The sequence below is a fragment of the Citrobacter sp. L55 genome (genome assembly GCF_002850715.1).
In the GTDB taxonomy this organism is placed as follows: domain Bacteria; phylum Pseudomonadota; class Gammaproteobacteria; order Enterobacterales; family Enterobacteriaceae; genus Citrobacter; species Citrobacter braakii.
Window position 1 is genome coordinate 128,351 of the sequence record NZ_KZ559399.1, and the last position, 22,226, is coordinate 150,576.

General features: G+C 51.8%; 23 protein-coding genes and 1 pseudogene. 8 read left to right on the forward strand and 16 right to left on the reverse strand.

Going from position 1 to position 22,226, the window contains the following annotated elements; all coding sequences use genetic code 11:
- Positions 1-179 precede the first annotated feature (179 nt).
- Positions 180-590, reverse strand: a complete 411-nt coding sequence (gene rnk, locus B9P82_RS00575; protein ID WP_005120853.1) for a nucleoside diphosphate kinase regulator — start codon at positions 588-590, stop codon at positions 180-182.
- Between the two features lie 275 nt (positions 591-865).
- Here rnk and B9P82_RS00580 point away from each other — a divergent pair, with 275 nt between their 5' ends.
- Positions 866-1,696: an alpha/beta fold hydrolase gene (locus tag B9P82_RS00580; protein WP_016152216.1), complete on the forward strand. Its 831-nt coding sequence runs from the start codon at positions 866-868 to the stop codon at positions 1,694-1,696.
- A 96-nt stretch (positions 1,697-1,792) separates the two neighbouring features.
- Positions 1,793-2,416 (forward strand): flavin reductase family protein, encoded by a 624-nt coding sequence (locus B9P82_RS00585; protein WP_016155958.1) that lies wholly within the window; start codon positions 1,793-1,795, stop codon positions 2,414-2,416.
- A gap of 41 nt (positions 2,417-2,457) precedes the next feature.
- Here the strand turns inward: B9P82_RS00585 and rna are convergent.
- From rna to citC, 8 genes and pseudogenes are all read right to left on the reverse strand, one after another.
- A pseudogene (rna, locus tag B9P82_RS00590) lies at positions 2,458-3,263 on the reverse strand (ribonuclease I).
- A 110-nt stretch (positions 3,264-3,373) separates the two neighbouring features.
- On the reverse strand, positions 3,374-4,837 hold the full coding sequence (gene citT / locus B9P82_RS00595; RefSeq protein ID WP_016152219.1) for a citrate/succinate antiporter CitT: 1,464 nt from the start codon (positions 4,835-4,837) through the stop codon (positions 3,374-3,376).
- Positions 4,838-4,862: 25 nt separating this feature from the next.
- Complete coding sequence (gene citG, locus B9P82_RS00600; RefSeq protein WP_101699803.1) at positions 4,863-5,768, reverse strand: triphosphoribosyl-dephospho-CoA synthase CitG; 906 nt, start codon at positions 5,766-5,768, stop codon at positions 4,863-4,865.
- The gene (gene citX / locus B9P82_RS00605) at positions 5,737-6,291 is read right to left on the reverse strand and encodes a citrate lyase holo-[acyl-carrier protein] synthase (protein WP_101699804.1); all 555 of its coding nucleotides are present in this window, start codon (positions 6,289-6,291) and stop codon (positions 5,737-5,739) included. The genes citG and citX overlap by 32 nt, the downstream gene beginning before the upstream one ends.
- A 3-nt stretch (positions 6,292-6,294) precedes the next feature.
- Complete coding sequence (gene citF, locus B9P82_RS00610; protein ID WP_016152222.1) at positions 6,295-7,827, reverse strand: citrate lyase subunit alpha; 1,533 nt, start codon at positions 7,825-7,827, stop codon at positions 6,295-6,297.
- A gap of 9 nt (positions 7,828-7,836) precedes the next feature.
- Entirely contained in the window at positions 7,837-8,745 is a 909-nt protein-coding gene (locus B9P82_RS00615; RefSeq protein ID WP_053388581.1) for an aldolase/citrate lyase family protein, read from the reverse strand.
- The gene (citD, locus tag B9P82_RS00620; RefSeq protein WP_003831276.1) at positions 8,742-9,038 is read right to left on the reverse strand and encodes a citrate lyase acyl carrier protein; all 297 of its coding nucleotides are present in this window, start codon (positions 9,036-9,038) and stop codon (positions 8,742-8,744) included. The genes B9P82_RS00615 and citD overlap by 4 nt, the downstream gene beginning before the upstream one ends.
- Complete coding sequence (gene citC / locus B9P82_RS00625; RefSeq protein WP_016152224.1) at positions 9,035-10,111, reverse strand: [citrate (pro-3S)-lyase] ligase; 1,077 nt, start codon at positions 10,109-10,111, stop codon at positions 9,035-9,037. The genes citD and citC overlap by 4 nt, the downstream gene beginning before the upstream one ends.
- A gap of 389 nt (positions 10,112-10,500) precedes the next feature.
- On the opposite strand from citC, the gene dpiB reads away from it, so the two are divergent.
- Entirely contained in the window at positions 10,501-12,162 is a 1,662-nt protein-coding gene (gene dpiB / locus B9P82_RS00630) for a sensor histidine kinase DpiB (protein ID WP_046274583.1), read from the forward strand.
- Entirely contained in the window at positions 12,131-12,811 is a 681-nt protein-coding gene (gene dpiA / locus B9P82_RS00635; RefSeq protein WP_016152226.1) for a two-component response regulator DpiA, read from the forward strand. Before dpiB ends, dpiA begins: the two co-directional genes overlap by 32 nt.
- A gap of 149 nt (positions 12,812-12,960) precedes the next feature.
- On the opposite strand, the gene dcuC is transcribed toward dpiA, so the two are convergent.
- A complete protein-coding gene (gene dcuC, locus B9P82_RS00640; RefSeq protein ID WP_101699805.1) occupies positions 12,961-14,343 on the reverse strand; it encodes an anaerobic C4-dicarboxylate transporter DcuC in 1,383 nt (460 codons plus the stop codon).
- Positions 14,344-14,794: 451 nt separating this feature from the next.
- Between dcuC and pagP the strand changes: the two genes are divergently transcribed.
- Positions 14,795-15,358 (forward strand): lipid IV(A) palmitoyltransferase PagP, encoded by a 564-nt coding sequence (gene pagP / locus B9P82_RS00645; protein ID WP_101699806.1) that lies wholly within the window; start codon positions 14,795-14,797, stop codon positions 15,356-15,358.
- Between the two features lie 189 nt (positions 15,359-15,547).
- Positions 15,548-15,757: a transcription antiterminator/RNA stability regulator CspE gene (gene cspE, locus B9P82_RS00650; RefSeq protein ID WP_000034825.1), complete on the forward strand. Its 210-nt coding sequence runs from the start codon at positions 15,548-15,550 to the stop codon at positions 15,755-15,757.
- Between the two features lie 51 nt (positions 15,758-15,808).
- Here cspE and crcB read toward each other — a convergent pair whose 3' ends face one another.
- Positions 15,809-16,192, reverse strand: coding sequence for a fluoride efflux transporter CrcB (crcB, locus tag B9P82_RS00655; RefSeq protein WP_003831281.1), 384 nt, complete (start codon positions 16,190-16,192; stop codon positions 15,809-15,811).
- Between the two features lie 90 nt (positions 16,193-16,282).
- On the opposite strand from crcB, the gene B9P82_RS00660 reads away from it, so the two are divergent.
- Together B9P82_RS00660 and tatE are read left to right on the forward strand one after the other, a co-directional pair.
- Positions 16,283-17,071 carry a deaminated glutathione amidase gene (locus B9P82_RS00660; protein ID WP_016155964.1) on the forward strand — a complete coding sequence of 263 codons (789 nt, stop codon included), beginning with the start codon at positions 16,283-16,285 and terminating at the stop codon, positions 17,069-17,071.
- A 128-nt stretch (positions 17,072-17,199) separates the two neighbouring features.
- The gene (tatE, locus tag B9P82_RS00665; protein WP_016152230.1) at positions 17,200-17,403 is read left to right on the forward strand and encodes a twin-arginine translocase subunit TatE; all 204 of its coding nucleotides are present in this window, start codon (positions 17,200-17,202) and stop codon (positions 17,401-17,403) included.
- A 77-nt stretch (positions 17,404-17,480) separates the two neighbouring features.
- Here tatE and lipA read toward each other — a convergent pair whose 3' ends face one another.
- From lipA to rlpA, 5 genes are all read right to left on the reverse strand, one after another.
- Positions 17,481-18,446, reverse strand: coding sequence for a lipoyl synthase (lipA, locus tag B9P82_RS00670; protein ID WP_003022702.1), 966 nt, complete (start codon positions 18,444-18,446; stop codon positions 17,481-17,483).
- Positions 18,447-18,652: 206 nt separating this feature from the next.
- On the reverse strand, positions 18,653-19,294 hold the full coding sequence (gene lipB, locus B9P82_RS00675) for a lipoyl(octanoyl) transferase LipB (protein ID WP_016152231.1): 642 nt from the start codon (positions 19,292-19,294) through the stop codon (positions 18,653-18,655).
- A 96-nt stretch (positions 19,295-19,390) separates the two neighbouring features.
- On the reverse strand, positions 19,391-19,654 hold the full coding sequence (gene ybeD, locus B9P82_RS00680) for a DUF493 family protein YbeD (protein WP_003022706.1): 264 nt from the start codon (positions 19,652-19,654) through the stop codon (positions 19,391-19,393).
- A 106-nt stretch (positions 19,655-19,760) separates the two neighbouring features.
- Entirely contained in the window at positions 19,761-20,972 is a 1,212-nt protein-coding gene (dacA, locus tag B9P82_RS00685; protein ID WP_003022711.1) for a D-alanyl-D-alanine carboxypeptidase DacA, read from the reverse strand.
- Between the two features lie 142 nt (positions 20,973-21,114).
- Complete coding sequence (gene rlpA / locus B9P82_RS00690) at positions 21,115-22,224, reverse strand: endolytic peptidoglycan transglycosylase RlpA (RefSeq protein ID WP_101699807.1); 1,110 nt, start codon at positions 22,222-22,224, stop codon at positions 21,115-21,117.
- Positions 22,225-22,226 lie beyond the last annotated feature (2 nt).

Consider the following 22,226-nt stretch of genomic DNA (forward strand, 5'->3'; position numbering starts at 1 on the left):
TCCTTGTCATTACATGAACACATATCAGCATAGTATTAAAAATGATTCTGTCAGTCACGACACAGATTTATGTTTTGCGAACAGGAGATAAGGTGAGAGTCAGGAGCAGAGGACTAACCGGAAAGAGGATGCGGATGCATCCCCTGTAAGATAAAGCGAGTGGCTTTGATAAGACAGAGTTAGCGCAGGTAGTCGCCCGCAGCTTCAGGTTGGTACTCAAGCTCGATGACTTCGAGGTGTGTTGAGGTCCCGCCTGGTAGTTCCCAGTGAATGGTGTCGCCAACGCGCAGGCCCAGAAGTGCCGCGCCAACAGGTGCCATTACCGAAAGCTGTGTGCTGCTGTCAGTCATATTGGCCGGATACACCAGGGTACGCACACGGACTTCGCCATCACTCAGATTGCGGAATTTCACGCGGCTGTTCATGGTCACGACATCGTGCGGCATGGTTTCTGGTGAACACATTTGGGCACGATCCAGCTCGGCGTTCAGGGCGTCGGCAATCGGTAAACCAGCAAACGCAGGTTGCTCCAACAGGCGGTCAATGCGTTCCGCATCGAGGTCGTTAATGATGATAGTTGGTCTGGACATTTGTTACTCCATGTCGTCGATACTGCGGGTGCGCAGGTAAATAATCCCAAAAGAAAACCCTCACCGTCAGGCGGCAAGGGTTTAGCTTTTATGATGATACTGAGACTTACCCTTGGTTTGAAGTGATTTAGTTCACATTCAGGCAAATCATCAATATTGTTGCGTATGGTGTGATTTTAGCCGAAAAATGCGATCGTTCTCCAATTTGCATTATGCTTTTTAAGCGCTCGCTGCGGGCGCGTCAAACAACTCAGTGTTCCGCGACAGGAGATCTCATGAGCCAGTACGACAAACTTACCTTGAAAGACGGCAGCTATTTGCATTTTAAAGATTGGGGAAGTGGACAGCCTATCGTCTTTAGCCATGGCTGGCCGCTGACGGCAGATGCATTTGAGGATCAGATGCTGTTCCTCGGGTCGAAAGGATTTCGGGTGATCGCCCATGACAGGCGTGGGCATGGGCGTTCAGCCCAACCCTGGGATGGTCACAATATGGATCAGTATGCTGACGATCTGGCTGAACTTACCGCGCATCTCAATCTTAAAGATGCCGTACATGTCGGACACTCTACCGGGGGCGGGGAAGTGGCGAGGTACATTGGACGCCATGGAACGCAGCGGGTAGCCAAAGCGGTGTTAATCGGCGCGGTGACGCCCATAATGATCAAGACCGACTTTAACCCAAATGGTGTGCCGAAAGAGGTGTTTGATGGCATCCGTGAGGGAGTGATAAACGATCGCGCTGCTTTCTTCTATGAACTGACCGCTGCATTTTATGGCTACAACCGCCCGGGCGTAAATGCGTCGAAAGCCGTTCGTGAAAGCTTTGTTGAACAGGGCTTACAAGGTTCCATTAAAGCGTTGTACGACTGTATTCACGCGTTTTCAGAAACTGACCTGCGTGAGGATCTCAAAAAGATGACTATCCCGACGCTGGTGATCCATGGTGATGACGATCAGATTGTCCCGTTTGAAACCTGCGGAAAGGTTGCGGCGGAAATACTGCCTGACGCGCAGTTGAAGGTGTATGTTGGCGGTTCGCATGGCATTTGCACTACCCATAAACAACAGATCAACGGCGATCTGCTCAACTTTATTCAATCGTAATCTTTAGCGGATTGTTCTACGCTGATCTTCTTTTTCCAGGGAGATGAGCGAAGCATAATTTGTGCTGCGCTGATGTTAACTTCAACAGAGAACGCTATGTATTTCTATCAACCATCACAAGGACACGGCTTACCGCATGACCCGCTGAATGCCATCATTGGACCGCGCCCTATTGGCTGGATTGCCTCCCGCGACAGCGATGGTCGGCATAACCTTGCACCGTACAGTTTCTTTAACTGCTTTAATTATCATCCGCCGATTATCGGTTTCGCCAGCAGCGGCTGGAAAGATAGCGTGCAGAATATTATCGACACCGGTGAGTTTGTCTGGAATCTGACGACTCTTGAGCTGGCCAGCGCGATGAACGAAACGTCAGCCAGCTTGCCTCACGGCGAGGATGAGTTTTTTGCCGCCGGGCTTAGCAAAGCAGATAGTCGGATAGTCAGCGTGCCGCGCGTGGCGCAAAGCCCAGTCAATTTTGAGTGTCGCTTATCGCAAAGTCTGCAACTGACCACCGCTGATGGTTCGCCTGTTGAAACCTGGCTGGTGCTGGGAGAAGTGGTGGGCATTCATATTGATGAAACGCTACTGGAAGGCGGCATCTACCAGACGGCGAAAGCAAAACCGGTACTGCGTGCGGGCGGGCCAACGGCGTATTATTCGATCAGTGAAACACACCGCTTTGATTTAGTTCGCCCGGATGCTCGTTCAAAACGCTAACCATATGGACCGACGCCAGCTTGCCGCGCCGGTCGTTATTTTCAGTATCCCACTTTGTCGATAATAAACTTTTTACCGCAGTTACCCGGATGCGGTTGCGGTAAGAATGACTGTGCGGATAACGTCTGGTTAATGGTGTCGGCTTTCAGGGACAACTGGATTTCTGTGAGATAGGCCGGATTGCCGTGGCAGCTTAGCTTCACGGCTTTAACGTTCTCTCTGCCCCAGCTTTTAGCGACGGCCGCGTCAAATGCGCTGCGGCTGACGGTTTGCCGTAGTTTTCCGCGAGGAATTTGCCAGCTTCGCTGTTCTTAACCTCATTATTCATCCGTACCATCGTGCCGAAGTATGCGTCGGGATCAAAACCGAAACAGGCGCCATGTTTGGCATATTCGTAACGTTCCAGACACGATCTCCCGCCGGCACCGGGCATTACGGCACTGAGTTTTGCCGCGCTTTCCAGCGACAGGCCCGTTTCGGGAGCCGCGCATTTACGGCTGGCGCGCGCTTCAGGCAGGTTGGGAATAGGGCGAGTCGCGCAGCCAAAGCGCATCCAGCGGCGGTTGTCTACTCCACGGGCGGCGATGGATTTTGGCAGGCTGGGCCATAAACCGTGAACGGTCAGGAAATCTGCTTTGTCCGCGCTCTCTTTTTGCAGACGACATTCGTCGGGCTCTTGACGATTTCTCTCGTGTTGGCTCTGACAAAATCCGGTTTGCCAGGAGAGGGCCAGCACGTAGCTGTCAAAATCAGCGTACTGTTTTGCCTGAAGTTCGTCGGCCTGAGCTACAGAAACTGGGAGCAGAAGTGCTGCCAGCAGCGAAGAATAACGCCATCTTGATGTCATGATGATTTCGGATACTTATATAAATTCTGAATATCATCTATTTAATCATAAAAAATGCCAGTCAGGTTTAGCTGACTGGCATCATTTTCATCAGGCGGGAACCCGAATGATTAGCTCCACATTGCCAGAATCGGCCAGCCGACCAGCAAAAGCATAGAGATGTAGATAACGCCGAAGATTGCACCCAGACGCCAGTAGTCTTTGGACTTCACATAACCGCAGCCGTAGATAATAACGCCAGGGCCAGTTGCATACGGAGTCAGACAGCCCATGATACCGATGGACAGTACCAGCAGGATACACAGGTGTTCCATCGGAACGCCCGGGATGCCTTTGCCGACGGCCAGAATAACCGGCAGCATGGTGGCGGTGTGTGCGGAAAGGCTGGCAAACAGGTAGTGAGCAAAATAGAACACCAGCACCAGAACGATCACGGTCGCGTTAGGCGAGAAGCCCTCCAGGTGCGAGCTCATCGTGTTGGCGAACCAGTCGATGAAGCCTGAACGGGTTAAACCATTCGCCATAACGACCAGCGTGGCGAGGTTAACCAGGGTGTTCCATGCGCTGTTATAACGGGTGATGTCTTTCCACGGGACAACGTGCAGCGCCAGCATCAGCGAGACTGCCAGCAGACCCACAGCGGTCGCATCAATCAGTTTACCGCCAAAGACCCACAGACCCAGGCTGAGCAGAACCAGACCGATCAGGGTCAGCTCTTTACGCGTCAGTTTACCCATGGTTTTCAGTTCATCACCAGCCCACGCGGCAACTTCAGCACTGTGAGTAACTTCTGGCTTGTAAAGAACATAGGACAGCCACGGAGCAACGATCAGCAAAATAATACCAACCGGCAGGAAGCTGAGGAACCATTGCAACCAGCTGATTTGAATACCGGCAATTTTATTGACGAATTCCAGACCCAGCACGTTAGGTGCAGCACCGGTAACGAACATAGAGGAGCTCAGGCTGGTACTGATTACCATCATCCACATCAGATATCCGCCGATACGGCGCGCGGACGGATCGTTCGGGAATGATTTAAACAGCGGCGGCAGGTTTTTGATAACCGGGAATACGGTACCACCGGTACGCGCGGTGTTGGACGGTGTAAACGGCGCCAGCAGAATGTCGATGATGACAATCGCGTAGCCCAGCGTCAGGGTGCGCTTACCCATGAATTTTACCAGGAACAGCGCGATACGACGACCCAGACCGGTGACTTCATAGCCCAGCGCGAAGATAAACGCGCCGAACACCAACCACACGGTAGTGCTGGAGAAGCCTGCCAGACCCCATTTCAGCGCTTGCTTACCCGCTTTAAACGCCGGGTCTGCCAGCTCTGAAGCATCAAACAGCAGATAGTTGCTGCCGATGACGCAGATCGTTACGGCGATAAAGCTTATCGCTGTTGCCGGGATTGGCTCCAGGATCATCCCGACAATCATTGCCACGAAAACGGCAAAATAGTGCCAGGCCTGCGGGGGCATTCCATCAGGGACAGGGATAAGAAACATGACGCCCATTACGACCAATGGGGCCAGTAATTTCCATATTTTATCTTTTGCTAAAGACATGTGTGTGATTCTCCGGAAAGGATCTTTAATTGTGATAATGATGAACTTGTGAAATCTGAGCTAAGAACCAGGTGACGATCAGCAGATCGGCGCAGCCTCCTGGGCTGAGGTTGCGTTCAATGCACTGTTGGTCGAACTGGCGCAGGTATTCGAGATCGGCAGGGGTGCGAATCCCCCCTTGCTGCAATAGAGTTGTGGCCTGCTGCTGTAGCCAGCGCAGACCTTCTGCGCCGCCACGTGAAGCCACGTTGGTGTCGCCATTGATAGACATCAGCAGCAATAACGTGTCGAGTAGCGCCAGTTCAGGATCGCAGCCCTGAGTCAGCAGTGCGCGGTAGTGCGGCAGGGCATGCTGGATGACTAGCGGGTATCCCGCTTCGGCTTCGCCCCGTGCGCCGGTTAATCCCAGTTGCTGATAAAGACGTTGGCCAGCCGTGAGTTGTTGATTGTTCTGGCGCAGTTCGCGCTCGGTCAGGCCACGGCAAAATGTTGCTGCCGTTGAGCAAAGGGTTTCAGCGGTAACAGTCAGTTGGAGCTGGTGCAGGCGGCCAATGGCGGCACACAGCAACCCCAGTGAAAAGATGCTCCCTTTATGGGTGTTTACCCCCTCGGTGGCGCGAAACATATCGGCTTCGCAGGCCATGCCCAGTGGGCGCAGTCCTTTCAACACATCTTCGGGCGACAGCTGTGCGCTAAACGCCCCATATTCAATAAAACGCGGCAGCCAGGCCTGAATTGCCTCAGCGCTGCGATGAAAATCTTCCAGCGCCATATCTTTATGTGCGCCGTTGTTAATACGATCCACCAGACCCGGTTTGGGCGACAGGTTGACTTCAGTCAACATGGCCCGCCACGCAAGCGTTGCGTAAGCGTCAGGCAGATCCAGAGGAAGGACTGCGTTATTGGTTGATGTTGCGGGAATCGGCATCATGCAGCAGAGCCTCCATCTGAGAGAGTAAGTCGGAAAGCGCGTGGGTTTTACCCCGCGCACATTCGGCAGCGCTTTGCTCGCACAGCAGACAGCGGCGGGCAGGGAGTGCGAAATGACGCCGGGACAGAATTTCCCCTTCAGGGGTCAGGACATCGATGTCCCATAGCCGTCCCAGCGGATGTGAATGCTCAAGTTCAATCGTGGCGAGCTTGAGATCGTGGGCCGGGGCCTCAATAGACAAAAGACCTTCCGGACCGCTGGCAGAAACCAGCGCCGTTTGCTCCCTGATAATCCAGGTGGATTTTTCCGCCAGCGCGAGCAGGGCGGTGACGCCGTGATTAAAGATGCGACGGGTTAATGCGCTGTCTTTAATCGGACCCGGTGCGACCACGGTAAACGAGACCAGTGGCGCGTGATGACGCGTCAGCCAGGCATGTTGCCTTGCTTGTCTCTCATCCCGGCTGGCGAGCAGCTCGGGAATCGAAACCGCGTGTTGGGTGGCGTGTTCAGGGAACAGGCGCATGGCTTATTCCTTCACCTGATGCACAACGTCAATCACCGAGCCATCGCGGTAACGCACAACGGCAATCACGCGGTCGGTGAATTCGATAGCGCGTGGCTGACCGGTGAGCTGCTGTGCACGTTCGCGCAGCCATTCAATGGACACTACTTTCATACCGGCTTCTTTCAGACGTTCAGCCAGTTCCGGACGCGCAGGGTTAACGGCGATACCGTGGTCAGTGACCAGGATGTCTACGCTGGAGCCCGGGGTTACGCAGGTCAGGACGTTATCAACCAGCGTCGGGATGCGTCCGCGAACTAGCGGAGCGACAATGATGGAAAGCGCAGCGGCAACCGCAGTATCGCAGTGACCGCCGGATGCGCCGCGCAGTACGCCGTCAGAACCGGTCAGTACGTTAACGTTGAAGCTGGTATCAACTTCCAGCGCACTCAGCACCACGACGTCCAGACGATCGACGGAGGCGCCTTTTGAGCCCCAGTTGGCATACTGGTTGGCACTGATCTCAATGTGGTTTGGATTGCGGGCCAGCGACTCAGCCGCGTTACGGTCAAAGCTCTGTACGTCCAGCAGTTTGCGAATCAGGCCTTTTTCGTGCAGGTCAACGATGGTAGCGGTGATGCCGCCCAGCGCGAAGTCAGCACGGATATCGCGGCTGCGCATCTTGTCTTCCAGGAAACGAGTAACGGCCAGAGAAGCGCCGCCGGTTCCTGTCTGCAGTGAGAAGCCTTCATTGAAGTAACCGGAGTTAGCAATGACGTCTGCCGCGCTACGGGCGATTAACAGTTCACGCGGGTTGGTGGTCATGCGTGTCGCATCAGCACCGATTTTGTCCGCATCGCCGACCTGATCGATCTGTACAATCAGATCCACCTGATCCTGCGTAATGCTGGCCGGGTTATGCGGATAGGTCAGCAGCTGTTCAGTCAGCAGGACAACCTGTTTTGCATTTTCGGCATCGACGCGGGCATAGCCCAGTGAACCACAGCACGCTTTACCGGTATAGCCGTTAGCGTTACCAAACTGGTCGCAGGACGGTACGCCGAGGAACGCCACATCAATGCTGAGTTCGCCACTTTGCACCAGGTGTACACGGCCGCCGTGGGAGTGGACCTGCACAGGCTCGGCCAGCAGGCCACGGGAGATCTCTTCCGCCAGCGGACCACGCAGCCCGGAGGTGTAAATACGGCTGACCACGCCCTGACGGATGTGCTCAACCAGCGGAGCATGGCAGTCGCTCAGGGAGCTGGAGGCCAGCGTCAGATTTTTAAAGCCCATTCTGGCGATGGCGTCCATCACCAGGTTAATCGTCAGATCGCCACCGCGAAAAGCGTGGTGGAAAGAGATGGTCATGCCATCCTGTAAACCTGAACGACGAATGGCGTCTTCCAGGTTAGCGCACAGCTTCTTGTCGCGCGGTTTTTGCGCCTGTAATTCTACTTTTGCGGTGCTCTGATAAGCGGAAAGCTCACTTTCTGCATGACGGCTCCAGGTCGCCACGCGATCCTGGCGTTGAGACTGTTCGATTTTCTGCGTCATTTTTTTGCCTTATTCTTCGCGAATGCCGGAAAGTTCTGCACGGGAGATAACCAGAAGGGCGCGCTCGATAACCGGGCTGTCGACCATTTTGCCGTTCAGGGAAACTACGCCACGGCCTTCGCGAGCGGCGGCTTCAGCGGCTTCCACGACCAGGCGCGCGTGAGCCAGCTCTTTGCGTGTCGGCGCGTACAGGTTGTGCAGGAGCTCGATCTGGCGCGGGTTGATGAGCGACTTACCGTCAAAACCCAGTTGCTTGATGTGTGCGGCTTCATGCAGGAAACCCGCTTCGTTGTTGGCATCGGAATAAACGGTGTCGAACGCCTGAATGCCGGCAGAGCGTGCCGCCTGCAAAATAGAGCAGCGGGCAAACAGCAGTTCAGTCCCTTCCGGAGAGCGTTCAGTGCGCAGGTTACGCACATAATCTTCCGCACCCAGTGCAATACCGATCAGGCGCTCGGAAGCGTGGGCAATTTCTACCGCACGGGTAATGCCTAACGGCGATTCGATGGCAGCTAACAGACCGGTACTGCCGGGCTCACGGCCACAGGCTTTCTCGATACGCAGGATTTCGCTTTCGATGTCGATGACGTCCTGCGCGGTATCGGTCTTCGGTAAACGCACGATGTCAGCGCCGCCGCGTACCACGGCTTCGAGATCGTTAATGCCCCATTCGGAGTCGAGGGCGTTTACGCGCACGATAGTTTCAACGTCGTGATACAGCGGATGCTGCAGTGCGTGGTACACCATACGGCGAGCTGTATCTTTCTCGCGCAGCGCGACGGAGTCTTCCAGGTCGAACATCAGCGCATCTGCCGGATAGATGAACGAGTTGCTGACCATGGCGGCATTGGCGCCCGGTACGAACAGCATGCTGCGGCGGGTACGGGTTTTACGTTGCTGCAAAGATTCACTAATCACTGGCAATCCTCCCATGGCAGTGCAGGAATACCGCCAGCGCGGGCCAGTAGTGCTTCCAGTCGCGCACGTAAAATGCAGTCCAGTGCGCCTTTATCATCAACATTTAATTGCACGCCGCGTACGTTGTAGCGGGACAGAACGTCCAGAATGGTGGCCCGGATGGCATCACCGAACTGCTTTTCGACGCTACTGTTAACCTGCAGGTCAATATCCTGCGAATCGAGTGGGGCGATGCGAATCATCACATCACCGGACTCGAGTGTGCCTGCGACGGCTGCCTGGTTTATTTTCATTTTTCACCTGTTGCTAATGCGGGGGTATTTTGGCGGACTGCCGCACCCGATGAGGCCCGCTCAACCATGCTTTGCAGATAGTGCAGCGTGGCGTCAGGGACCAGGGATGCGATAGCCGTGAGATCTTTTTTAACCAGCAGCTTGCGCACCCAGGAGGCAGAAATCGGCATCTCCTGGAAGCACAGCCGCTCAATTTCCACCAGTTCAATCGGTGGGGCGGGAAGCGTTGGGGTCTCCAGCCAGTAGCGCATATCGTTGTTGTACTGGGAGGTGACGGTGCAATACGGCTCGGTACCGACGAAGCGGTGCGTGACGCCGAGAGCCGGGGCCAGATACTGGCGGAAGATTTTCAGGTCTATTTCGGTATAGCAGTGGTTAATAACGCTCTGCTCTTTGATGAAGTAGCACGGGAATGTGGCGCGGGAAATGATGTATTCCGAACCGCGATGAACGGTTAAACGTGGAATGTCTTTTGTCCCTTTAAGCACCAGATCCAGTCGGTCTTCATACGGAAAACGCGAGGTATCTTCTTTCACCAAAAACAGATGCAGCCAGTCACATTGCGCGGCTGCTTGTTGGATCAGAAAACGATGTCCGTTGGTGAAGGGGTTGGCGTTCATGACGATACAACCAATTTTTTTCCCTTCATGGCGCTGTTTCGCCAGTGATTCAGCGTAGCGTTTCAGACGTGTGGTGCTGTTTTCCATCAGCACCATAATGCCGGGAACACTGGTCAGCGTAGAAAAACCGCACTGCTTAAACAGCGACTCGTACTCGGTTTTTGTATAGATGAAGAGGTGAGTACAGTGGCGCTCATAGGCGAGGTTGATTAACTCGGTCGCCAGCGTCAGCGCTAAGCCTTCACCCCTTACGGATTCGCAGATGGCGACGCACTTTATGATATTGCCGGCAATGCCGCCGCAGGCAATCAGGCGGTCATCACGGGTGACGGTGATAAATACTTCGACAGTTGTATCAACGCTCAAATCATTCTCTTTCAGAAATTGCGCGATAGCCGCCATCTTTTTATTTTCTGAGCGTTTAACTTGCGTGAATATATTATTACCGAACATAGTGAATAGAGCCCCGATGCTATATTTGTTACTGGGTTTCTGTTTTTGTTGCTCTGTTTAGCAACCTGATAACTTCTTGTTTGCAATTGAAGGGAATGTTTTTTTATTACGGAGTATTTCTTTTTTTCCCTGCTGCATACATCGTAAGGAGTATTTTGGAGGTAATTTTTGATTTATTTCACAATAAGTTAGAAGGTTTTAATGTGTTTTATGGTTTTAAGTTTTTTAATTAATTTAACTCCGAAATAGCGTGTGGTTTTAATTTGTTTAATTGATTTAAGGTGGGGAATCTGCAACGATCCTGTTTTATACCGCGACTTGCAAATAAAACATTTTTATTACAACTACAATGAGAAATAAGTTTCGGGTATCGTCGCTGAGGAAGAAATATGGCAGAGCAGAAAAATAAAACACGGTTTCCTTTTTTTCGCAGTCTGGCGTTTCCATTGCGTATCTTTCTGCTTATTTTGGTCGTTTCTGTTTTTATTATCGCAGCGTTAGCACAATACTTTACCGCCAGTTTTGAAGATTATCTGGCAACGCATGTCCGCGATATGGCGATGAACCAGGCCAAAATCATCGCCTCTAACGACAGTATCATCGCGGCGGTGAAGCATCGTGATTACAAGCGTCTGGCGACCATTGCCGACAAACTGCAGAGCGGGACTGACTTCGATTATGTGGTGATCGGGGATACCAACTCTGTCCGCCTTTACCACCCAAATCCGGAAAAAATTGGCTACCCGATGCAGTTCACCAAACCCGGTGCGCTGGAAAGAGGGGAGAGTTACTTTATTACCGGCAAAGGGTCGATTGGGATGGCGATGCGCGCCAAAACGCCCATCTTTGATGACGATGGCAAAATCATTGGCGTGGTCTCAATTGGCTATCTGATCAGTAAAATCGATAGCTGGCGATCGGACTTTTTACTCCCAATGGCAGGGGTGTTTATCCTGCTGTTGCTGGTACTTATGCTGCTCTCCTGGTTATTTGCCGCCCATATTCGCCGGCAGATGTTGGGGATGGAGCCTAAGCAAATCGCGCGGGTAGTGCGTCAGCAGGAAGCGCTATTCAGCTCGGTATATGAAGGTTTGATCGCCGTGGACCCTGATGGGTATATCACCGCAATAAACCGCAGCGCGAGGAAAATGCTGGGGCTGTCTTCGCCAGGGCGAAAGTGGCTTGGAAAACCGGTTAGTGAGGTGGTTCAGCCGACTGACTTTTTCACCCAGCAGATTGCGGAAAAACGACAGGACGCGATGGTGAACTTTAATGGCCTGAGCGTTATCGCTAACCGTGAGGCGATTCGCTCCGGCGATGAACTGCTTGGGGCAATCATCAGTTTTCGTAGTAAAGATGAAATTGCTACTCTTAATGCGCAATTAACGCAGATCAAACAGTATGTAGAGAGCCTGAGAACGCTGCGTCATGAACACCTTAACTGGATGTCGACCATTAATGGCCTGCTGCAAATGAAAGAGTATGACCGGGTACTGGCAATGGTGCAGGGGGAGTCGCAGGCGCAACAGCAACTGATTGACAGTCTGCGCGGCGCGTTTGCCGATCGTCAGGTAGCCGGTCTGTTGTTTGGCAAGGTGCAGCGTGCACGTGAACTGGGCCTCACTATGACTATCGTTCCTGGCAGTCAACTGCATCAACTCCCTGAGGGGCTGGATAGCACAGAGTTTGCAGCAATTGTTGGCAATCTGCTTGATAATGCATTTGAAGCGAGCTTGCGCACCCAGCAAGGCAACAAGATCGTCGAACTCTATTTGAGCGATGAAGGGGATGACGTGATCATCGAAGTTGCCGATCAGGGATGCGGTGTACCGGAAGCATTACGTGAAAAAATATTTGAACAGGGTGTGAGCACCCGTACCGATGAACCAGGTGAACATGGCATCGGTTTGTATCTGATTGCAAGTTATGTGAGGCGCTGTAACGGGGTGATTACACTCGAAGATAACTCCCCCTGCGGCACCTTATTTTCTTTATTTCTTCCGAAAGTGAAAAAAAATAATGACGGAACCATTAACGCTATTGATCGTTGAGGATGAAACGCTACTGGCGGAAATGCATGCTGAATATATCCGCCATATACCCGGCTTCAGCCAGATTTGGCTGGCGGGTAATCTTGCGCAAGCGAGGATGATGATTGAGCGTTTTAAGCCCGGTTTGATTCTGCTCGATAACTACTTGCCGGACGGCAAGGGAATTACGTTGTTGCATGAGCTAACCCAGACGCGTTATCCGGGGGGCGTGGTGTTTACCACGGCGGCCAGCGACATGGAAACGGTCTCCGAGGCCGTGCGCAGCGGCGCGTTTGATTATCTGGTCAAACCCATTGCCTACGAGCGCCTGGGACAGACGCTGACGCGTTATCAACAGCGCAGACGCATGTTGGCCGGTAATGACAGCGCCAGTCAAAAGCAGATTGATGAAATGTTTAATGCTTATGCGCGCGGCGAACCGAAAGGTGATTTGCCGACCGGAATTGATGCGTTAACGCTGAATGCGGTGTTGAAATTATTTGCCGATCCGACGGTACATCATACTGCGGAAACGATCGCCCAGGCGCTCACTATCAGCCGTACCACCTCCAGGCGCTACCTGGAGTACTGTGCCAGCCGTCATTTGATTATTGCGGAGATTATTCACGGTAAGGTGGGGAGGCCGCAGCGTATTTATCACGGCGGCTAATTCACGTCATCCTTGAAGCTGCCTCTTTGTGGGCTGCGTGAAGAAACCCCAGTCACATAATTATCTATGGTACTGGGGATGTCTTCACTTGCCGCTTTGAGGCAGCTTAAATGATTTTGCGTATCAAGGTCAGATGCTGACAGTTATCGTTAACCGCCAATCAGGGCGGACGTCGCCGGCACCATCACTTCAGTTGCGATAATCACAACCAGCAGTCCAACCAGAACCGGAACCGAGGTACGTTTCACTACTTCGAACGGAGAGATCTTTGCCATCCCTGCGACAGCAACAACCACACCGGAGACCGGAGAGATTGTGCGTCCAAGGTTTGATGCCTGCAGCATCGGGATAGCAAGGTAAGCCGGGTTAATGCTAGAAGAGTGCGCCAGTTTCGGGATCATCTCAACGAAGGCATAGAACGGTGCGTTACCGGACCCCGTGGTCATTGCCGCCAGCATAGTCAGGATCACCAGTACCAGCATCAGAATAATGCTCGCGGAGCCAAACGAGGTGGCGATAGAAATCAGACTCTGAATAAAGCCGATTGTGCTCAGACCCTGGGCAAAAACGCCCGCCGCGACTAACAGCATCACCACGTTAGCAAAGGCATCCGCCATACCACGGTAGGCGACTTCCAGACCCGAGAAAACCTTCTGGGTGTTGAATCCTCGTACGAACTCCAGTACAGCAGCGATGAGCATGCACAGCACCAGAATCGTAATGATATGCAGCTGTGGGCCCCATTTTCCATCGAAAATCAGGACACCAACGATCGGGGTAAATGGCAAGATGGCGTAAAACGACGGGGCGGTAGTGGTAATTTCAGCCACATCTAACATTTCATGAGAAATGTTCTCTTTTTTATCCAGATAACGCTGCCAGAAAAAGTGGGCAATCGCCATAGCAATGATGGCGGCAATGGAAATTGGCAGCGTGGTTTTAAACGCGAAATCGATCAGCGGCATTTCCGCGGCTTTTGCAGCCAGCACTACATCACCGGATGTTGGCGAAAGAATAATAGCGGCTGGGGAGGCGCAAATGGCCGCTGCGGCGCCACGGCTAATCCCAACGTTAACCATGACCGGGAACAATGTCGCCATCAGCAATACGCCCAGACCGGTTGCTGAAGAGACCGCCAGGGACATCAGGCAGGCGACAAAATAGGCGGCAATCATAAGCAGATAAGGTGAATTGATATACTGCAGCGGCTTAGAGGCCAGCTTAACCACCATATCATTCGCGCCAATATGCGTCATGTAGGCGGCAAAACCACACAGCATCATAATCATCATGCCGAGATCGCCGCCACGGCTCATCAGCAAAATTTTAATATATTCAACAATGTCTGTTGCCGTATAGCCCGTCGTTGCCGCGCTAGACGGCAAAACTTTATGGCCCATCAACGCACTGATAATCAGCAAAACCAGACCGCCGACAAACAGTACGCCTGTCGCGGAATAACCTTTAATGATGTAGCGCGCTACACCCACAATAACCACAACTCCAATAAGGAGTTCAATAAATGTCAACATTGTTTCCCCTGTCGCATTGCTGCCCAGAAAGTTAAAAAACTAAAAAAAGTAAAAAGTGGTGACAGAATGTGCCTAATAAACCGATAACTCTTGCTGATTGAAATCAATAAAAATACGGATTCAAGCGATGGCTAAGCCGTTTTTTCAGCATCGCGATTAAAAAAAGAATATCACAATAAAAAACTGTGAAGCGCAGCGTTGGTGTGTGTGTTTTGTGGTGATATTGATGACTTATTGTTAATTTATTGTGATGTTATTTAACTCTCGCCGCAGGAAAGCACAATTTATTGGCAATAAAGAGAAAATAGTTCCTATGAAATGGCTCAGTAAATAAAGGGATAACTTATAGGCTGAGGAATATTCTGATTTTTTATTTGCGCATTTTTGTTAAGCTGACATTAAGGTTGGGTTTGCTAAAATTAATAATAAATCCCAGGATGGTAATTAAGTTGTGATTTTCGCTAAACGATATTTTCTCATTTTTTCATTTATTTTTATTCAGTTAGCTTTCACTTCCCTGGCGGCTGCTGAAGATAAAGGCTGGTTTGCTACTTTTAAAGATAATGTTAGTGAAACCTGGCAGCAGCCGGAACATTATGATCTGTATGTACCTGCTATTACCTGGCATGCGCGTTTTGCCTACGATAAAGAAAAAACGGATCGCTACAATGAACGGCCGTGGGGTGCAGGATTTGGTCAATCCCGTTGGGATGATAAAGGTAACTGGCACGGACTTTATATCATGGCGTTTAAGGATTCCTACAATAAATGGGAACCCATTGGCGGCTATGGCTGGGAAAAAACCTGGCGACCGCTGGCTGATGAAAACTTCCATACAGGTCTCGGCTTTACCGCCGGTTTCACCGCGCGTGATAACTGGAACTACATTCCGGTACCGGTGCTGTTACCGCTGGCATCAATTGGTTATGGCCCGGCAACGTTTCAGATGACCTACATTCCTGGAACGTATAACAACGGCAACGTCTACTTTGCGTGGATGCGGTTCCAGTTTTGATGGACTACCTGTATTGTCAGGTGGTTTATTAGAAAGTACTTTAAAAACATAGCGATAGGGAGTTTAACTGAAAAATAACGCGACATTTATCACTTTTTGATAAAGTTCGACTGGACAAAGTGCACCACAATTGTTGTACTGATACCCGACACAGCATTTGTGTCTATTTTTCATGTAAAGGTAATTTTGATGTCTAAGATTAAAGGTAACGTTAAGTGGTTTAATGAGTCCAAAGGATTCGGTTTCATTACTCCGGAAGATGGCAGCAAAGACGTGTTCGTACACTTCTCTGCAATCCAGACCAATGGTTTTAAAACTCTGGCTGAAGGTCAGCGTGTAGAGTTCGAAATCACTAACGGTGCCAAAGGCCCTTCTGCTGCAAACGTAATCGCTCTGTAAGCATACGACAGCAAGCATTCAAAACCCGCTTAATTGCGGGTTTTTTTCGCTTCAATGTGCGGGAGAGGCAGATACCAACCAGAATGCCAGGGCGGTCATCGCGAATGATCCCAACAGATTAACCAGTACATTCACCATAGCCCAACCAAAGCGTCCTTCCTGCAGTAAAAACACTACCTCAGCAGAGAAAGTGGAAAACGTTGTCAGTCCCCCGCAAAAGCCTGTAGTAATCAGCACTTTCCACATTGGGTCAATATTTGTCATGCGATTAAACCATGCCAGACCCATACCAATGATAAATGCGCCAAGTAAGTTTGCAGCCAGCGTACCGAATGGAATGGCCTGATGCAGCGGGTTAAACCGCATACTCAACATCCATCTTGCTACGCTACCTGTGCCACCACCGATAAAAACCGCTAAAAGGAGTTGTAACACTGCGTAATCCTGCTATTTGATTGTATAGAGGGTGAGTGTAACGCTGAATAATTGTTGTTGGCGAGCTTAACAAAGTTTTCTGGAGGGAATATGTTCGTTGCAGCAGGGCAATTTGCCGTGGGACCTTCATGGGAAAAAAATGCAGAAACCTGCGCCTTACTGATGTCTCAGGCTGCTGGAGAGGGGGCGTCGCTACTGGTATTACCGGAGGCATTGTTGGCGCGTGACGATTTAGACCCTGACCTGTCAGTGAAATCAGCTCAGCTTTTGGAAGGCGGGTTTCTGACGCATTTGTTGCGAGAAAGCGCACAAAATGAGATGACGACAATCCTGACGATTCATGTTCCCTCTGTGCCAGGCCGGGCATTTAACATGCTGGTGGCGCTACGGGCTGGTCGGGTAGTGGCCCATTACGCTAAATTACATCTCTATGATGCCTTTTCGATTCAGGAGTCACGTAATGTCGATGCAGGGGACGCCATAGCACCGCTGCTGGACGTAGGCGGATTAAAAGTAGGGCTAATGACCTGCTATGACCTGCGCTTCCCTGAGCTGGCGCTGGCGCACGCGTTGCAGGGGGCTGAGATTCTCGTTTTACCTGCGGCTTGGGTGCGGGGATCGTTAAAAGAGCATCATTGGGCCACGCTTTTGGCGGCAAGAGCGCTGGATGCCACGTGTTATCTGGTTGCGGCTGGAGAATGCGGTAACAAGAATATCGGCCAAAGCCGGGTCATCGATCCCTTTGGCGTGACTATTGCGGCGGCGGCTGAAACGCCCGCGCTCATTATGGCCGAGGTTTCCGCCGAGCGGGTGAGGCAGGTCAGGGCACAACTTCCGGTGTTAAGTAACCGACGCTTTGCGCCACCGCAATTATTATGACGTTTTTTTAAACAAGGCTTGATTCACCTTGTTACAGATTGCTATTGTGTGCGCGCGTCGAAAGGCCGTTAATATTCTCAGGTTAATATGGCGCTTTATGTAGCCTGGTTTAAGTCAAGAAGGTATCTATGGGTGAGATTAGTATTACCAAACTGCTGGTGGTTGCCGCACTGGTTGTTCTGCTGTTTGGTACCAAGAAGTTACGTACTCTGGGTGGAGACCTGGGGACGGCAATCAAGGGCTTCAAGAAAGCAATGAACGACGATAATGCCGATGCCAAGAAAGAGGCTGATGGTAGCGTTCAGGCTGAGAAGCTTTCTCATAAAGAGTAATACTGCAAACTCTGCATGAAAAAAAACCGGCGATTTGCCGGTTTTTTATTGCTGATATGTAAGTGAGTATTACACGATTACTTCACTTCCAGCCCTTTGGCCTGCATGTCAGCATGGTATGAAGAACGCACGAATGGACCGCAAGCAGCGTGGGTAAAGCCCATAGCCATGGCTTCTGCTTTCATCTCATCGAACTCATCCGGGCTTACATAGCGTTGAACCGGGAGGTGATGGCGGCTTGGCTGTAAATACTGCCCCAGCGTCAGCATGGTCACGCCATGGCTGCGCAGGTCGCGCATGACCTCAATGATTTCAGCATTGGTTTCACCCAGACCCACCATCAGACCCGATTTGGTCGGAATCTCCGGGTGCGCTTCCTTGAAGCGTTCCAGAAGCTTCAGCGACCAGTTGTAGTCAGCCCCAGGGCGTACATTACGATAAATACGCGGTACGTTTTCGAGGTTGTGGTTAAACACGTCCGGCGGCGTGGCTGTGAGGATATCCAGCGCGCGATCCATACGGCCACGGAAGTCAGGCACCAGCGTTTCGATTTTAATCGACGGGCTTTTCTCACGAATCGCGGTGATGCAGTCAGCAAAGTGCTGAGCGCCGCCGTCACGCAGATCGTCGCGGTCAACGGAGGTAATCACGACATAGCGCAGCGCCATGTCCGCAATCGTCTGAGCCAGTTTTAACGGCTCGTTGGCGTCAGGAGCAACCGGACGGCCATGGGCAACGTCACAGAATGGGCAACGGCGAGTACAGATTGCGCCGAGGATCATAAAGGTTGCTGTTCCGTGATTGAAACATTCAGCCAGGTTAGGGCAGGAAGCTTCTTCGCAGACAGAGTGCAGGCCATTTTTGCGCATTGCCGCTTTGATGCCCTGGATGCGAGTGGAGTCAGCTGGCAGTTTTATTTTCATCCATTCCGGTTTACGCAGCAGGGCTTCACGCTCTGTTGCCACATTTTTTACCGGGATAAGAGCCATCTTATCGGCATCGCGGTATTTAACACCGCGTTCCATCACAATGGGTTTACTCATAGCTTGCGTGTTCCAGTTGCGAATTACGAAGGAAAGCGTTTCAATTCAAGGGAATGTTGCATTTATCAACTATTTTTGAATTAGTGATACGCAGTATATCATTGAAACGGGCCAGAAAGCAGCCTGACAGGCTGGCAAAATGTAAAATAGTTGTTGTTTTGTGCCATTTGCCACAACATATGCCGTGGCAAACTATGACCGTATTTTCAGTCCGCGATGTACTCGTGCGGTGGGTTACCCAACAGCGCGAAGATGTTGGCCAGCAGGCGGGGGCGAATGCTCTCGGTCGTGGCTGTGCTATCCCACTGCGATACTTTCGCCATCTCCATTCCGGCATAACCGCAAGGATTGATTCGCAGGAAAGGTGACAAGTCCATATCCACGTTGAGCGCTAAGCCGTGAAATGAACATCCTTTACGGATACGTAATCCCAAAGAGCAGATTTTCTTCTCACCCACGTATACGCCAGGCGCATCGGCTCGCGGGTGGGCGTCAATGCCTATTTCCGCAAGGGTATTCACGACGGTTTGCTCCAGCAGCGTAACTAGTTCGCGAACGCCAAGTTTACGACGCTTCAGGTTCAACAGCACATACATGACTTGTTGGCCTGGCCCGTGGTAGGTCACCTGACCGCCACGATCGCTCTGGATCACCGGAATATCTCCCGGCATCAATACGTGCTCAGCTTTACCTGCCTGACCCTGGGTGAAGACAGGATAATGCTCTACCAGCCAGATTTCATCATGACTGTTTTCATCACGGGTATCGGTAAATTCATGCATGGCCAGAGAGACTGGCTCGTAAGGTTGAAGACCGAGCTGGCGGACCAGAATTTTATCCTGATACAAAACGGCATCTCCGTAGAGAATGTTAAAGAGGGGAAAAGTATATCACAGGGGGGAGGGGTTACCCGAGCGGGGATGCAGCGGGTAACCGACAGGTTTTTACAGCACCATGCGTACGATATCGATATTGCCTAATTCTTCGTACAGCGTTTCAACCTGCTCAATGTGTGTAGCAGTGATGGTGATTGAGACCGAGTGGTAGTTGCCTTTGCTGCTCGGTTTTACCGTCGGAGAGTAATCACCTGGCGCATGGCGCTGTACCACTTCAACCACCTGATCAACCAGCTCAGGCAACGCCTGCCCCATTACTTTGTAAGTAAATGGAGTAGGGAATTCAAGCAGTTCGTTAAGTTTGGTTTTCATGTCAGCTCCGGCGTTACATCAAAAAATAATAACTCCCACTGCGCGTGGGAGTTATCTGGATACCTAGTATATGGGGACGTAAATCACACTTTCAAGTGTTCGATTTTTAGCCAAACCAGTGATGGAACATTAATTTAATGTAATCAATGATTTTCCCAAAGAAGTTGCCTTCAGGGATTTCCTGCAGCACCACCAGCGGGCGCTGTTCAATGGTTTTGCCATCCAACTGGAAGTTGATAGTGCCGACAACCTGATTTTTCTGCAGCGGAGCGTGCAGTTCAGTGGTGTTCAACACATAGCTGGCTTTCAGGTCTTTCATGCGGCCGCGCGGAATGGTCAGGTAGACGTCTTTATCAACGCCTAACGACGCACGATCGGTGTTACCAAACCAGGCGGGTTCTGAGGCAAATTCTTTACCCACTTTCAACGGGTTCACGGTTTCGAAGAAACGGAAGCCCCAGGTCAGCAGTTTTTTACTTTCGGTTTCTCGGCCTTTATAGGTGCGACCACCCATAACGGCGGAGATCAGACGCATCTGGCCTTCGGTTGCGGATGCAACGAGGTTATAGCCAGCCTTATCGGTGTGACCGGTTTTGATACCGTCGACATTCAGGCTGTTATCCCACAGCAGGCCGTTGCGGTTTAACTGACGAATGCCGTTAAAGGTGAACTCTTTTTCCTTATAGATAGAGTATTCGTTAGGCACGTCGCGAATCAGAGCCTGACCAATCATCGCCATGTCGCGAGCCGAGCTGTACTGACCGTCAGCATCGAGACCATGAACGGTCTGGAAGTGGGTGTTTTTCAGGCCCAGCGCATTCACATAGCTGTTCATCAGGCCGACGAAAGCATCCTGGCTACCGGCTGCGAAGTCTGCCATCGCCACGCACGCGTCGTTTCCGGATTGCAGGTTAATACCACGGATCAGCTGAGAAACAGGAACCTGCATGCCTGGCTTGAGGAACATCAGCGATGAACCTTTGAAGACCGGGTTGCCCGTAGCCCATGCGTCATTGCCGACGGTGACCAGATCGGTTTCTTTGAATTTCCCGGCTTTCATCGCCTGGCCGATGACGTAGCTGGTCATCATTTTGGTCAGACTGGCGGGGTCGCGGCGAGTGTCTGCGTTCTGTTCTGCCAGAACTTTACCTGAATTGTAATCAATCAGGATATACGACTCCGCATCGATCTGCGGAACACCCGGGATCATGGTTTTAATATTCAGGTCATCGGCATGGGCAGCAGAGAGAGAGGCTGCGCAGAGAGCCGCGGTGAGCGCCATACGCTGCACGAAACGAGCGGAAAAAGTGGTCTTCATGGTCTGAACTACGACGTCCGTGATGAAATTAAAAAAAGTGCCCTACTATAGCAAATGCATAACTGGCAGGCATCTGACTTTCCGCGTGACTTTGTTAATGTCATTTACAGAAACTGACAGTTCAGATACCTGATTTACGTTATTACACGCCGGTGATGAAGGACTGTAATTGCGCCTCGGATTGAAGACGCTGCTGCAATGTGGAGGCTTCAGCTTTGCTGGCAAACGGCCCCATCTGGATACGCCAGACTGCGCCGTTTTGTACCACCCGGCCAGGAACGCCAAACTGCTGGCTTAAACGCTTTTGATACTGCTGCGCGCGCGACTGCTCGCTGACTGCGCCAACCTGAACCACATAGCGTCCGTTGGCAGTTGCCGCAGGCGCAGGGGCTGTGACGGCTGCTGGTGTTGTTGCCGGCGCGGTTGACGTGACCGGTGCGGTGGTTGTCGATTGCGGCGCCGGAGTCGGCTCGCTGCTTTCCAGCACGCCTGATGCGAGCGTGGTTGGCGCACCGAGGAATCCACTGCTGTTTACTGGCGCACCGGTTGGGTCATCGCTTTTCAGCGTGGAATTACTGATCGGACGAATATCGCCTTGCGGCTGACCTGCATCCGATGGCGAAGGCATGCTTCCCATATTGCCGCCACCGCTTAAATTAGGACGCGCAGGCAAGGCATAAGTTTGTTTCGCGACAGTGGTACAAGCCATACCCGGTCCGGACAATGAACCATCCTGGGCGACGATGATTGGGTCGATACGCACTTTAGTATTGTTGGAGGTGTTCAGACGATCGGCTGCGGCACGCGAAAGTGAAATCACGCGATCGTTGCCATAAGGCCCGCGATCGTTAATGCGCACGACGATCATCCTGCCGTTCGCCAGATTGGTAATTCTGGCATAGCTGGGGACTGGCAGCGTCGGATGCGCAGCGGTCAGCTGCATCGGATCGAACGCTTCGCCAGACGCGGTTAAGTTGCTTCCTGGTTCCGCATCATAGATAGCGGCAAGTCCGGCCTGGCTAAAGCGGGAGGGATCCTGCACGATTTTGTAGCTTTTACCATCGCGCTGGTAGTCCTGATTCGCCGTTGGGTTCAGGGGTTCAAAGCGCGGATCGGCCCCGCTGATTTCAACAATCGGACCATTACACACCGCAGGCTGCGGCGCGACAGCAACCTGTTGCTGACCATCATCACTCGAACACGCCGCGAGCATTCCTGCTGCGATGCAGATACCAAGCCACTGCTTACGCATTG